Annotated in this window: 10 protein-coding genes and 1 pseudogene; 8 read left to right on the forward strand and 3 right to left on the reverse strand. The window is 70.5% G+C overall.

What is annotated here, in order from left to right; all coding sequences use genetic code 11:
• Positions 1-16: 16 nt before the first annotated feature.
• From glmU to pth, 4 genes are all read left to right on the forward strand, one after another.
• Complete coding sequence (glmU, locus tag OG710_RS10875; RefSeq protein WP_330239147.1) at positions 17-1465, forward strand: bifunctional UDP-N-acetylglucosamine diphosphorylase/glucosamine-1-phosphate N-acetyltransferase GlmU; 1449 nt, start codon at positions 17-19, stop codon at positions 1463-1465.
• 120 nt (positions 1466-1585) lie between these two features.
• Positions 1586-2560 (forward strand): ribose-phosphate diphosphokinase, encoded by a 975-nt coding sequence (locus OG710_RS10880; protein WP_330239148.1) that lies wholly within the window; start codon positions 1586-1588, stop codon positions 2558-2560.
• A 192-nt stretch (positions 2561-2752) separates the two neighbouring features.
• Positions 2753-3334 (forward strand): 50S ribosomal protein L25/general stress protein Ctc, encoded by a 582-nt coding sequence (locus tag OG710_RS10885; protein ID WP_330239149.1) that lies wholly within the window; start codon positions 2753-2755, stop codon positions 3332-3334.
• Positions 3335-3460: 126 nt separating this feature from the next.
• Positions 3461-4054 carry an aminoacyl-tRNA hydrolase gene (gene pth, locus OG710_RS10890; RefSeq protein ID WP_239225214.1) on the forward strand — a complete coding sequence of 198 codons (594 nt, stop codon included), beginning with the start codon at positions 3461-3463 and terminating at the stop codon, positions 4052-4054.
• A gap of 75 nt (positions 4055-4129) precedes the next feature.
• Here the strand turns inward: pth and ppc are convergent, their stop codons facing one another.
• Positions 4130-6859: a phosphoenolpyruvate carboxylase gene (gene ppc, locus OG710_RS10895; RefSeq protein ID WP_111330658.1), complete on the reverse strand. Its 2730-nt coding sequence runs from the start codon at positions 6857-6859 to the stop codon at positions 4130-4132.
• A gap of 336 nt (positions 6860-7195) precedes the next feature.
• On the opposite strand from ppc, the gene OG710_RS10900 reads away from it, so the two are divergent.
• The 4 genes from OG710_RS10900 (at position 7196) to OG710_RS10915 (ending at position 12540) form a co-directional block, all read left to right on the forward strand.
• Positions 7196-8179, forward strand: a complete 984-nt coding sequence (locus tag OG710_RS10900) for an acyl-CoA desaturase (RefSeq protein ID WP_330239150.1) — start codon at positions 7196-7198, stop codon at positions 8177-8179.
• Complete coding sequence (locus OG710_RS10905) at positions 8176-8862, forward strand: TetR/AcrR family transcriptional regulator (RefSeq protein WP_111330654.1); 687 nt, start codon at positions 8176-8178, stop codon at positions 8860-8862. Before OG710_RS10900 ends, OG710_RS10905 begins: the two co-directional genes overlap by 4 nt.
• Positions 8863-9104: 242 nt before the next feature.
• Entirely contained in the window at positions 9105-10865 is a 1761-nt protein-coding gene (locus tag OG710_RS10910; RefSeq protein ID WP_330242212.1) for an FG-GAP repeat domain-containing protein, read from the forward strand.
• Between the two features lie 328 nt (positions 10866-11193).
• Positions 11194-12540, forward strand: a complete 1347-nt coding sequence (locus OG710_RS10915) for an FAD-dependent oxidoreductase (protein WP_330242213.1) — start codon at positions 11194-11196, stop codon at positions 12538-12540.
• Positions 12541-12564: 24 nt separating this feature from the next.
• Here OG710_RS10915 and OG710_RS10920 read toward each other — a convergent pair.
• A pseudogene (locus tag OG710_RS10920) lies at positions 12565-12924 on the reverse strand (VOC family protein); the annotation flags it as partial.
• Positions 12921-13721, reverse strand: a complete 801-nt coding sequence (locus tag OG710_RS10925; protein WP_330239151.1) for a trans-aconitate 2-methyltransferase — start codon at positions 13719-13721, stop codon at positions 12921-12923. The pseudogene OG710_RS10920 and the gene OG710_RS10925, both read right to left, overlap by 4 nt.
• Positions 13722-13804 lie beyond the last annotated feature (83 nt).

The following is a 13804-nucleotide window of genomic DNA, read 5'->3' on the forward strand; positions in this document are numbered from 1 at the left end:
GCCGAAGGGCATATCCGTGAGCTCCGTACGCCCGGCAGCCGTCGTCGTCCTCGCAGCGGGTGAGGGCACCCGCATGAAGTCGAAGACACCCAAGGTTCTGCACCAGATCTCCGGGCGCTCGCTCGTCGGTCATGTCGTCGCCGCATCGCGCGAGCTGGACCCCGAGCACCTCGTCGTGGTGGTGGGCCACGCGCACGAGCAGGTCACCGCCCACCTCGCCGAGGCCGACGCGCAGGTGCGCACCGCCTACCAGGCCGAGCGCAAGGGCACCGGGAACGCGGTGCGGGTCGCGCTCGACGAGCTGGGCGGGGCGGTCGAGGGCACCGTGGTCGTGGTGTGCGGGGACACCCCGCTGCTGTCCGGCGAGACGCTGGCGGCGCTCGCCGCGACGCACACCGCCGACGGCAACGCGGTCACCGTGCTCAGCGCCGAGGTCCCCGACGCCACCGGCTACGGGCGCATCGTGCGCGACGCGGCCAGCGGCGCGGTCACCGCGATCGTGGAGCACAAGGACGCGAGCGACGAGCAGCGGGCCGTCCGGGAGATCAACTCCGGGGTGTTCGCGTTCGACGGGAAGCTGCTCGCGACGGCGCTGGGCCAGGTGCGCACGGACAACAGCCAGGGCGAGGAGTACCTCACCGACGTGCTGTCCATCCTGCGCGAGGCCGGGCACCGGGTGGGCGCGTCGGTGGCGGCCGACCACCGCGAGATCCTGGGCATCAACAACCGGGTGCAGCTGGCGGAGGCCCGCCGGCTGCTGAACCAGCGGCTGCTGGAGCGCGCGATGACGGCCGGGGTGACCGTCGTCGACCCGGCGTCCACGCTGATCGACGTCACCGTGACGTACGAGCGCGACGCGATCGTGCACCCGGGCACCCAGCTGCTGGGCAGCACGCACCTCGCGGAGGACGCCGAGGTCGGCCCGAACTCGCGGCTGACGGACACCGTCGTGCACGCGGGCGCGCGGGTGGACAACACCGTGGCGGACGGCGCCGAGGTCGGTCCGGGCGCGCTGGTGGGCCCGTACGCGTATCTGCGGCCCGGCACCACGCTCGGCCCGAAGGCGAAGGCCGGCACCTACGTCGAGATGAAGAACGCGACGATCGGCGAGGGCACCAAGGTCCCGCACCTGTCGTACGTGGGCGACGCCACCATCGGCGACCACACCAACATCGGCGCCGCGAGCGTCTTCGTGAACTACGACGGTGTGGCCAAGCACCACACGACGATCGGGTCGCACTGCCGCACCGGGTCGGACAATATGTTTGTGGCGCCTGTCACGGTCGGAGACGGTGTCTACACCGCCGCCGGGTCGGTCATCACGAAGGACGTACCGTCCGGTTCGCTGGCCGTGGCACGGGGCCAGCAAAGGAATATCGAGGGTTGGGTGGCGCGCAAGCGTCCCGGAAGCGCCGCCGCGCAGGCGGCCCAGGCGGCGGAGGAGAAGCCGGCCGGCGAAAGCTGACCGGAAACAGGTGCGCCGCGCACGGCGTACCGTGATAGATGCTCACCCCATTTCGGCTGGCTCGTTGCACTTCGGGACATCTGTGTGCGGCGCCAGGAACACGTCTGAGGAGACTGTGCTGTGACCGGGATCAAGACGACCGGCGAGAAGAAACTGATGCTCTTCTCCGGCCGCGCCCACCCCGAGCTGGCCGAGGAGGTCGCGCACCAGCTGGGTGTCGGCCTCGTGCCGACGAAGGCCTTCGATTTCGCCAACGGTGAGATCTACGTCCGCTTCCAGGAGTCGGCGCGCGGCGCGGACTGCTTCCTGATCCAGAGCCACACGGCTCCGATCAACAAGTGGATCATGGAGCAGCTGATCATGCTCGACGCGCTCAAGCGCGCGTCGGCCCGTTCGATCACGGTGATCGTGCCGTTCTACGGCTACGCCCGCCAGGACAAGAAGCACCGCGGTCGCGAGCCGATCTCGGCCCGGATGATCGCGGACCTGATGAAGACGGCGGGCGCGGACCGCATCCTCACCGTCGATCTGCACACCGACCAGATCCAGGGCTTCTTCGACGGCCCGGTGGACCACCTCTTCGCGCTGCCGATCCTGGCGGACTACGTGGGTGCCAAGGTGGACCGCTCCAAGCTGACGATCGTCTCCCCGGACGCCGGCCGCGTGCGCGTCGCGGACCGCTGGTGCGACCGGCTCGACGCCCCGCTGGCGATCGTGCACAAGCGCCGTGACAAGGACGTCGCCAACCAGGTGACCGTCCACGAGGTCGTCGGCAATGTGAAGGGCCGGGTCTGTGTCCTGGTCGACGACATGATCGACACCGGCGGCACCATCTGCGCCGCCGCCGACGCCCTGTTCGCGCACGGCGCGGAGGACGTGATAGTGACGGCGACGCACGGCGTCCTGTCCGGTCCGGCGGCGGACCGCCTCAAGAACTCGAAGGTCAGCGAGTTCGTGTTCACGGACACCCTGCCGACCCCGAATGAGCTGGAGCTCGACAAGATCAAGGTCCTGTCGATCGCCCCGACGATCGCCCGCGCGGTGCGCGAGGTCTTCGAGGACGGCTCGGTCACCAGCCTGTTCGAGGAGCAGTAGGACCGGGCGGCGGCCACCGCCGCCGTTGATCCACTTTGGGATGCGGCCTCCCCGCCGGGTAGACTCGACGAGTTGCTCGGCGAGGGAGGCCGTACCTGTGTACGGGGCTCCGTTATCGGCGCGCTCTTCGTAGCAGGCCAGTTTTGGCCGGGTGACCGTCCGTTCTTCCGTCACCTCACGAGGAGTGCCACCATGGCCGAGATCAAGCTCGCCGCCCAGGTCCGTACCGAGTTCGGCAAGGGTGCCGCCCGCCGCGCGCGCCGTGCCCACCAGGTCCCCGCGGTCGTCTACGGCCACGGCGCCGAGCCGGTCCACATCACCCTGCCGGGTCACGAGCTGCTGCTCGCGCTCCGCACCGCCAACGTGCTGATCGGTCTGGAGATCGACGGCAAGGACGCGCTGGTCATCCCGAAGGCCGTCCAGCGCAACCCGCTCAAGGGCGACATCGAGCACGTCGACCTGCTCACCGTGAAGCGCGGCGAGAAGGTCAACGTCGAGATCGCCGTGCACGTCGAGGGCGACCTGGCGCCGGGTGGCAACCTGCTCGAGTACGTGATGAACACGCTGCTCGTCGAGGCCGAGGCCACCAACATCCCCGAGTCCGTCACGGTCTCCGTGAAGGGCCTGGACGCCGGTGCGTCCATCCTCGCCAAGGACATCCCGCTGCCGGCCGGCTCGGTGCTGGCCGAGGGCGACCCGAACGCCATCGTGCTCCAGGTCGTCGCCGCGCAGGTCGAGGAGGCCCCGGCCGAGGAGGCCGGCGAGGAGGCCTGAGCCCTCGCCGCACCTGCTTGACTGACGGGGCGGTGGTCTCCCTTCACCGGGGAGCCGCCGCCCCGTCTTCCTGTCCGCGCCCGCCGTACGGGGGCACAACGTGTACGAACGAGGAGACCGCACGCGATGTCCGAAGCCACCGACCCCTGGCTGATCGTGGGGCTGGGCAACCCCGGCCCCGAGTACGCGGCGAACCGGCACAACGTCGGCTTCATGGTCGCCGACCTGCTCGCCGAGCGGATCGGCGGGAAGTTCAAGCGCGCCCCGAAGGCCCAGGCGCAGGTCCTGGAGGGGCGGATCGGTCCGCCGGGGCCGCTGAGCCGGCGGGTGGTGGTCGCCAAGCCGATGTCGTACATGAACCTGTCCGGCGGCCCGGTCGCGGCGCTGCGGGACTTCTACAAGGTGCCGCTGGACCATGTGGTGGCGGTCCACGACGAGCTGGACATCGACTACGGGACGCTGCGGCTGAAGCTGGGCGGCGGCGACAACGGGCACAACGGGCTGAAGTCGATGACGAAGGCGATGGGTCCGGACTATCACCGGGTGCGGTTCGGGATCGGCCGGCCGCCGGGGCGGATGCAGGTGGCGGACTTCGTGCTGAAGGACTTCTCCTCCACGGAGCGCAAGGAGCTGGCGCTGGAGGTGGACCGGGCGGCGGACGCGGTGGAGTGTCTGCTGGCGGAGGGGCTGGAGCGCGCGCAGTCCGCGTACAACTCCTGACCGGGTGCGTGCCGGTGGAGCGGGACGGGGCGCGGGGGGATTCCCCCGCGCCCCGTCCGTGTGTGCGGGGCCGGCTCAGCCGGTGTTGCGCAGGCCCGCGGCCACACCGTTGACGGTGAGCAGCAGGGCGCGGGCGAGCAGCGGGTCCTCCTCCTCGCCGCGCTCGGCGGCCTGGCGCTGGCGGGCGAGCAGGGAGACCTGGAGGTAGGAGATCGGGTCCAGGTAGGCGTCGCGGATGGCGAAGGTCTGCTGGAGCACCGGGTGGGTGTCGAGCAGCTTGTCGCCGCCGGTGACGCGCAGGACTTCCTGCACGGTGAGGGCGTGCTCGGCCTCGATGGCGTCGAAGACGTGCTTCAGCTCGTCGGGGACGAGGGTGTCCACGTAGTGGCGGGCGATGCGCAGGTCCGTCTTGGCGAGGGTCATCTCGACGTTGGAGATGAAGTTGCGGAAGAAGTGCCACTGGTCGTGCATCTCTTCCAGGACCGTGTCGAGGCCGGCTTCGCGCAGGGCCTTGAGGCCGGAGCCGACGCCGTACCAGCCGGGGACGATCTGGCGGGACTGGGTCCAGCCGAAGACCCACGGGATGGCGCGCAGTCCGTCGAGGGAGACGCCGGAGCCGGGGCGGCGGGAGGGCCGCGAGCCCAGGTGCAGGTTGCCGAGCTGTTCGACGGGGGTGGAGGCGAGGAAGTAGGACGGCAGGTCCGGGTCCTCGACGAGCTTGCGGTAGGCGGCGTGGGCGGCGTCGGAGACGGTGTCCATCGCGGCGTCCCAGCGGGCGAGGGCCTCGTCGGACTGGCGGGGCGCGGTGTGCAGGGCGGATGCCTGCAGGGTGGCCGCGACGGTCAGTTCGAGGTTCTCGCGGGCGAGGGCGGGGATGAGGTACTTGTCGGAGATGACCTCGCCCTGCTCGGTGACCTTGATCTCGCCCTCCAGGGTGCCCCAGGGCTGGGCGAGGATCGCGTCGTGCGAGGGGCCGCCGCCGCGGCCGACGGTGCCGCCGCGGCCGTGGAAGAGGCGCAGCCGGACGCCGTAGCGGTGGGCGACGTCGCGCAGGCGGCGCTGGGCGCGGTGGATCTCCCACTGGGAGGTGGTGATGCCGCCGAACTTGGAGGAGTCGGAGTAGCCGAGCATGACCTCCTGGACGTCGCCGCGCAGGGAGACGAGTCGGCGGTAGGAGGGGTCGGCGAGCATCTCGTCGAGGATGACGTCGGCGGCGCGCAGTTCGTCGGTGGTCTCCAGGAGCGGCACGATGCCGATCCTGGCCCAGCCGGCGTGCAGGTCGACGAGGCCGGCCTCGCGGGCGAGGACGGCGGCGGCGAAGACGTCGTCGGCGCCCTGGCACATGGAGATGATGTAGGACTCGATGACCTCGGGGCCGAAGCGCTCGAAGGCTTCCTTGATGGTGTGGAAGACGCCGAGGGTCTTCTCGCCGGCGGCGTCGAGCGGGGCCGGGGTGGGGGCGAGGGGGCGGCGGGAGCGGAGTTCCTTGGCGAGGAGCTTCTGCCGGTAGTCGCGGGGCATGTCGGCGTAGCGCCAGGATTCCTCGCCGAGCCGGTCGAAGAGCTGGCCGAGGGCGTGGTGGTGGGCGTCGGCGTGTTCGCGGACGTCCATGGTGGCGAGCTGGAGGCCGAAGGCGGCGAGCGTGCGGATGGTGCGGGCCATGCGGCCGTCGGCGACGATGCCGGCCTTGTAGCGGCGCAGCGAGTCCTGGATGAGGGTCAGGTCGTTGACCAGTTCGGCGGTGCCGAGGTAGTCGCAGCCGGGGCGGTGCGGGCGGCCGCTGGCGAGGCGTTCGCGGGTGTTGACGAGCTTCTGGCGGATGCAGGTGGCCTTGAGCCGGTAGGGCTCTTCGGCGTTGAGCCGCTTGTAGCGGGGGCTGATCTCGGGGAGGAGGTCGAGGTCGGCCTTGAGGGAGGCGAGGAGTTCGTCGGTGGCGCCGGTGTAGCGGATGGAGTTGGAGAGCAGTCCGCGCAGCTGGTCGATGAGTTCGAGGGCGTCGGTGATGCCGTGCTCGTGCTGGAGGATGAGGACGTCCCAGGTGACCTTGGGGGTCACGTTGGGGTTGCCGTCGCGGTCGCCGCCGATCCAGGTGCCGAAGGTGAGGGGGCGGGTGCCTGCGGGCAGTTCGACGCCGACGCGTTCCAGTTCGGCGGCCAGGTCCTCCAGGACGTCGCCGACGGCGTCGGCGTGCAGCTCGTCGAGGTAGTAGATGGCGTTGCGGGCCTCGTCGGTGGGCTCCGGGCGGACGACGCGCAGTTCGTCGGTCTGCCAGATGAGGTCGATGTTCTCGGCGAGCCGGAGGTCCTGGCGGCGGCGGTCGGCCTCGACGACGGGGGTGTCGAGGAGGGCGGCGACGCGGCGGAGCTTGTTGAGGACGGAGCGCCGGGCGGCCTCGGTGGGGTGCGCGGTGAAGACGGGGCGCACGTTGAGGTTCTTGACGGTGGCGCGCAGGTGCTCGGGGTCGGCGTCCTTGAGCCGGTCGGCGGTGCGGGCGAGGAGGCCGCCCTCGGCGCCGCGGCGGTCGCGCATCTCGTGGGCGCGGTGGACCTGCTCGGTGACGTTGGCGAGGTGGAAGTAGGTGGAGAAGGCGCGGACGAGCTTGGCGGCGGTCTCCAGGTCCGTGTCCCCGAGGAGCTGGGCGGCGGCTTCGCCGTCGGTGCGGGTCAGGGCGCGGACGCGCTCGACGAGGTCGAGGAGTTCCGGCCCTTCCTGGCGTACCAGGGTTTCGCCCAGGAGGTCGCCCAGGCGGCGGATGTCGGCGCGCAGCTCGGGGCTGGCGGCGGGGGTCTGGTCGGCACTGCTCACAGTGTGCGGCTCCTTGCAGTGGTTGTGCACGGGGTCCGGGGACCGCGGTCGGCGGATGCCGACGCCACCCCGGAAAGCAGGGTGCGGACCGCGCTGTCCGACCTCTCCAGGATAGGTGTCCGTGCTTTCGGCGCTGTTCGCGCCCCGGAGGGGCCGTCGGGGCTGCGGCGGCTCCGGCCGGGGTACGCGGTGTGTGTCTACCCGGTATTCGTGCGTCTGTGCGCGGTGTTTCGCCCTCTCGTGGGCGGGCCTGCGCGCTGACATACTTACGAAGCCGTAGGTTACGGATGCGTAACCCCGGTTGTCCGTCTCGTTCTCACCCCCAGGGGACTCCCCATGAAGACCAGCCCCGATGTGATCGAGGCCGCCGCTCCGGCGGCCGGTGATCCTGCTCCTCCCTCCGCCACGCTCGGCGGGGACAACAAGCGGTCGATCGAGCAGATCGCGCTCCTGCTGTTCATCGTCGTCCCGTTCGTGGCGCTGGTCGCGGCGGTGCCGCTGGCCTGGGGCCGCGGTGTGAGCTGGCTCGATCTGGGCCTGCTGGTGGCGATGTACTTCATCGGCTGCCATGGCATCACGATCGGTTTCCACCGCTATTTCACGCATGGTTCGTTCAAGGCGAAGCGTCCGCTCCGCATCGCTCTGGCGGTGGCCGGTTCGCTGGCGGTCGAGGGTCCCCTGGTGCGCTGGGTGGCCGATCACCGCAAGCATCACCGGTTCTCGGACGCGGACGGTGATCCGCACTCGCCGTGGCGGTTCGGTGAGACGCTGCCGGCGCTGCTGAAGGGCCTGTGGTGGGCCCACATCGCATGGATGTTCGACGAGGAGCAGACTCCGCAGCAGAAGTACGCCCCGGACCTCATCAAGGACCCGGCGATCCGCCGTGTCTCCCGTCACTTCATGACGTTCACGATCATCTCGCTGGCGATTCCCCCGCTGGTCGGCGGGCTGGTGACGATGTCGTGGTGGGGTGCGGCGACGGCGTTCTTCTGGGGCTCGCTGGTACGGGTGGCCCTGCTGCACCACGTGACGTGGTCGATCAACTCGATCTGCCACGCGGTGGGCAAGCGCCCCTTCAGGTCCCGTGACCGCTCGGGCAACGTGTGGTGGCTGGCGGTCCTGTCCTGCGGCGAGTCCTGGCACAACCTGCACCACGCGGACCCGACGAGCGCGCGGCACGGCGTGATGCGGGGTCAGGTCGATTCGAGTGCCCGGCTCATCCGCTGGTTCGAGCGGGCCGGCTGGGCCTACGACGTGCGCTGGCCGGACTCCGCCCGGATCGAGTCCCGGCGCAACCCCGCGGCGGCCGACCCGGCATGATGGACGACGTGGCGACCGACTCCAGCGCAGGCAGCGAGAACACCCGTGCACCCTCGTCCCGGCGGGCCCGCCGGGTGCGGATGACCGGGAAGGAACGCCGTGAGCAGTTGCTGGACATCGGTCGCACCCTGTTCGCGGACAAGGGCTTCGAGGGCACGTCGGTCGAGGAGATCGCGGCCCGCGCGGGGGTGTCGAAGCCGGTCGTCTACGAGCACTTCGGCGGCAAGGAGGGGCTGTACGCGGTCGTGGTGGACCGGGAGATGCGCAAGCTCCTGGACATGGTGACCGGTGCGCTGACCGCGGGCCATCCGCGTGAGCTCCTGGAGCAGGCGGCCTTCGCTCTGCTGGACTACATCGAGACGTACACGGACGGCTTCCGCATTCTCGTCCGGGACTCTCCGGTGGCGCAGTCCACGGGTACCTTCGCCTCCCTGATCAGTGATATCGCCACCCAGGTGGAGGACATCCTGGGGCTGGAGTTCAAGGCCAGGGGATTCGATCCGAAGCTGGCCCCGCTGTACGCGCAGGCGCTGGTGGGCATGGTGGCGCTGACGGGTCAGTGGTGGGTGAACGCGCGCAAGCCGAAGAAGGCGGAGGTCGCGGCGCATCTGGTGAATCTGGCCTGGCACGGTCTGGAGAATCTGGAGTCCAAGCCGCGGCTGATAGGGCACCGCAAGAGCTGACGGGCCGTCCGGATTTCCGCGGCCGGGCGGTTTTCCGCGGCCGCGGTCGCGGATGTGTCCAAGCCGCAACCTTGATCCAGCGCTAAACCACTACAGTCCCGGTGGTCACAGTTGTAGAGTCTGTGACCATTCCGGGAATGCGTCGCCTGCATGTAATGCACCTGTGAACGGTGCACGTTTTGCACCGTGCGATCGCCTTTCTCCCGGTTCCACCACTTACCCCTGGGGGGGCTTTGACTTCTGTGGAACCCGGCCGTTCTGTTACGCGCTCCAAGCGTGCGCGGCGGATCGCGGCCTGCACCGCACTCGTCCTTTCCGCCGGCATGCTGCTGGCGGCCCCGGCCTCGGCCGATGACTCGGCGACCGCTCCGAGCGGCGCCACCGCACAGAACACCCCGGAGCTCGGCGCGCAGCCGACGCTCACCCTGCCGAAGCGCTCGGCGAAGAAGAAGTCGGACGCGTCCGGCGCACCGAGCGCGCAGTCCCCGTCCGCGGTCGTTCCCGCGAAGCCGCGTGCCGACCTGGACGGCGACGGCTACAGCGACATGCTGTACCGGGGCCTGGACGGCAACCTGTACGCGATCACGGACTCCTCGGGCTCGCACGCGTACACGATCTACAGCGACGACCAGTTCGAGACGCCGAAGGACATCATCACGCCGGGCGACCTGGACGGCGGCGGGATGGCCGAGGTGCTGACGCTGTCGGCGTCCGGCAAGCTCTCGCTCTACCAGAGCTGGGGCGCGGACAGCACCGGCTACGTCACCTGGTCGGGCAACGGCTGGCAGAAGTACAACAAGGTCGTCTCCCCCGGCGACCTGGACGGCGACGGCCGCGGCGACCTGATCGCGCGGACGCCCTCCGGCGACATCTACGTGTACGTCTCGACCGGCAATGTGAACAGCGCGCCCTTCAAGGCCGGTGTCAAGGTCGGCTACGGCTGGAACACGTACGACCAGATCGTCGGCGCCAACGACGTCAACGGCGACGGGCTGGGCGACATCATCGCCCGCAAGCCCAACGGCGACGTGTACTTCTACGCCGGTACCGGCGACGCGTCGAACCCGTTCAAGGCGCGCGTCAAGGTCGGCTACGGCTGGGACATCTACAACCAGCTGATCAGCTTCGACGACGTGGACGGCGACGGCCTGGGCGACATCGTCGCCCGCAAGGTGAACGGCACGCTGTACACGTACTACTCGAAGGGCGACGGCACCTTCGAGAAGCGCGTCGAGGGCGGCACCGGCTGGAACGCGGCGGCGCTGTTCGTCGGCGCGGGCGGCAACCCGGACTTCGGCAAGCACGAGGTCCTGGGCCGTTCCAAGGGCGGCAGCCTGTACTGGTACCAGGCCCGCAACAACGGGAAGTTCTTCCCGCGTCAGGGCGACGGCTCGGACAGCGGCTGGAACAGCGTGAGCCTGTCGATGGCGTCGTCGCTCGACAACGACGGCTGGGGCGACCTGGTCCAGAACTACAAGGGCACGCTCTACGTCAACGGCGACTACATCGGCACCGGCTGGCAGGTCTACAACAGCCTCACCGGTCCGGGCGACCTGACCGGCGACGGCAAGGGCGACCTGCTGGCCCGCGACACCAAGGGCAACCTGTACCTGTACAAGGGCAACGGGCTCGGCACCAAGTTCGCGGCCAAGGCCAAGGTCGGCTACGGCTACAACACGTACAACAAGATCGTCGGCGCCGGTGACCTCAGCGGCGACGGCATCGCGGACGTCGTGGCCCGCGACACCAAGGGCAACCTGTACCTGTACAAGGGCACGGGCAACGCCTCGAAGCCGCTCTCGGCCCGCGTGAAGCTCGGCTACGGCTACAACATCTACAAGCAGTTCGCCGCGCCGGGCGACATGGACGGCGACGGCCACGCGGACCTGGTCGGCATCGACGGCAAGGGCGACGTGTACCGCTACTCGTCGACCGGCACCGGCAAGCTGAACAAGCGCGCGAAGATCGGCTACGGCTGGGACATCTACAACGGCCTGTACTAGGCCGGTCCTCGACGTCCGACGCCGAACGACGCGCCGTAGCTGATCTCCCGGTTCGGTGACCGTCGTACGCGTCAGCGGCCTTCGCCCGGATCATGTGCTCCGACCGAGGAGCGCACACGTCCGGTGCGAAGGCCGCGGGGACGAGTTCCACTCCTGCCCCACCACTCCCTCGTGTGTCCCGACCCGCGCCGCGCTGTGGCCGAACCTCGGCCAACCGGGCTTCCGCGGTGGGACACTTGCGACGAATCGATGCCGGGGCCGATCAGGGAGTGAGCCGGTGAACTCTGCCGTGGACGCGGGCAGCCGCCGTGGACGTCATGTGGTGGTCGTGGGCGGGAGCCTCTCGGGGCTGCTCGCGGCGCATGTGCTCGCCGGGCACGCCGACCGGGTGACCGTCGTCGAGCGGGACCGGTTCCCGGACGGCGCCGAGTCGCGGCCCGGCGTACCGCAAGGGCGCCACCCCCATGTGCTGTTGGAGGGTGGACAGGTCGCCATGGAAGCGCTGCTGCCGGGCTTCCTCGCGGATTTACGGAAGGCGGGTGCGCCGTGGGTGGGCATGCCGTCGGACCTGGTGCTCCGGCAGGCCGGGCGCTGGTTCCGGCGAGTACGCCCCTCCGCACACATCTACACCGGCTCCCGTGCGCAACTGGAGGAACTGGTACGGCGGCGGGTTCTCGCCAATCCGCTGATCAGCACTGTGGAGGGCACCGATGTCGTGGGGTTCCTCGGTGACACCTCGCGGGTGAGGGGCGTACTGCTGCGGGACCGTTCCGGGGACACCCGTGCGGAACCCCGGCCCCTGGCGGCCGACCTGGTCGTCGATGCCTCCGGCGCCGGTACGAAGGCCCCGCAGTGGCTCGCGTCGTGCGGCGCCCCGGCCCCGCACGAGGAGACCATCGACACGGGGCTCGCCTACGCCTCCCGCGTCTACCGCGGCCCGGAGGGGGTCCTCGACGGTCCGACCGTCGGGTACTACGTCTATCCGGGCCCCTCGCAGCCGCACGGCGGCGGTGCGCTGCCCCTGGAGGACGGCACCCACCTGGTGATCGTGTCCGGCCTGCGCGGCACCGAACCGCCCACGGACGAGGACGGGTTCACGTCGTACGTCAAGCGGCTGGACCATCCGCTCCTGGACCGCTGGCTGGAGAAGGCCGAACCGCTCTCCCCGCCATTCGGCTTCCGGCGCACCGCCAACGTCCGCCGCCGCTACGACCTGCCCGGCACGCCGGCGGGGTTCCTCGCGACCGGCGACGCCCTGTGCACCTTCAACCCGGTCTACGGCCAGGGCATGGCCGTCGCCGCGATGAACGCGGTCGCCCTGCGTGACGCGCTTGCCGATCGGCGCCCTACGACCCGGCGCGTGCGGCGGGCACTGCTCGCGGCCTCCCGTCAGGCATGGGACATCTCCGCCGGGGCGGATCGCAAGATGCCGGGCGCCCTGGGCAACGCCCTCGACTGCGGGCCCGCGGACCGGGTCGCGGACTGGTACTTGAACCGCGTCCAGGAGAGGGCGACCGGCGACCCGGTCGTGGGTGACGCCTTCCGTGCCGTACTCATGCTCGCCCGGCCCGTCTCGGCGCTGTTCGCTCCGCCGGTCGCCCGGGCCGTTCTCTTCGCCCGGCCGGCGCCGACGCCGGCGGAGCCTCCTGCGACACCGGAGGAACCAGGAGCCTGAGCGGGCGAGGCCCGGACCGGCGAAGGACACGGGTTCGAGGAACTCCAGCCGGTTGCCGACCGGGTCGTGGCTGTAGAAGCGGCGGTGTCCCGGCAGGTTCCCGTCCCAGACCACCTCGGCACCGCGTGCGGCCAGCCGGGCCGCGTACGCCTCGATGTCCGTGACCCGCAGCCCCGGATGGGCCTTGCGGGCCGGCCGGAAGTCCGCCTCGGTGCCCAGATGCAGCTGAACGGCTCCGGCGGCGAACCAGCAGCCGCCCCGGGCGGCGAGCACGGGCGGCTTGCGGATCTCCGTCATGCCGAGGACGTCCGCGTAGTAGGCGCGCAGCGCCTCTTCGCTGCCCTCGGGGGCGGCCAGCTGGACATGGTCGACCGCGGCGATCATCGCTTCCCCCGCCGGGCCACGGCGAAGATGCGGCGGAAGGGGAACACCGTGCCGTGCGGGCCCCGGGGGTAGGCCGTGCGGAGGCGGGCGCGGTATTCGGCGCGGAAGGCGTTCAGTGCCTCCTCGTCGTCGGCGAGGGCGGTGAGGACGGGGCGCAGGCCGGTGCCCTCGACCCAGTCCAGGACCGGGTCCTCGCCCGGCAGCAGGTGGAGGTACGTGGTCTCCCAGACGTCGGCGGTGAGGCCGGGGCCCGTCAGCGCGTCCAGGTAGCCGGCGGGGCTCAGCACGGCGTCCGCGTGGCGCAGCAGGCCGCCCAGGCGGGGGCGCCAGCGCGGGGATTCGGCGAGTTCGCGCATCAGGGTGTGCGAGGGCTGGTCGAAGTTGCCGGGGACCTGGAGGGCGAGGGTGCCGCCGGGCAGCAGGGCGTCCAGCCAGTCCGGGAAGCGGTCGGCGTGGCCGGGCACCCATTGGAGCAGGGCGTTGGAGATGATCAGGCCGTACGGCTCCGAGGGCGTCCAGGTGGCGGCGTCGGCCTCGGCGAAGTCCAGCAGGTCCGTGGTGTGGGCGCGGGCCCGTTTCAGCATCTGCGGCGAGTTGTCGTAGCCGGTGATCCGGGCGGCGGACCAGCGCTCGGCGAGCAGGGCGGTGACGTTGCCGGCGCCGCAGCCGAGGTCGGCGACGCGGGGCGCGGGGGCGCCGGGCGGGTCGGGTACGCGGGCCAGGAGGTCGTGGAAGGGCCGGGTGCGGTGGTCCGCGTGGCGCAGGTACTGCCGGGGGTCCCAGAGCGGTGCGGTCATGGTTCCAGGGTTGACCGAAAGTATCTTGATGTCAAGACACTCGAATTCAAGAGACTTCATATCGACAGACCCTCTACACTGAT

Source organism: Streptomyces sp. NBC_00525 (assembly GCF_036346595.1).
Lineage (GTDB): Bacteria > Actinomycetota > Actinomycetes > Streptomycetales > Streptomycetaceae > Streptomyces.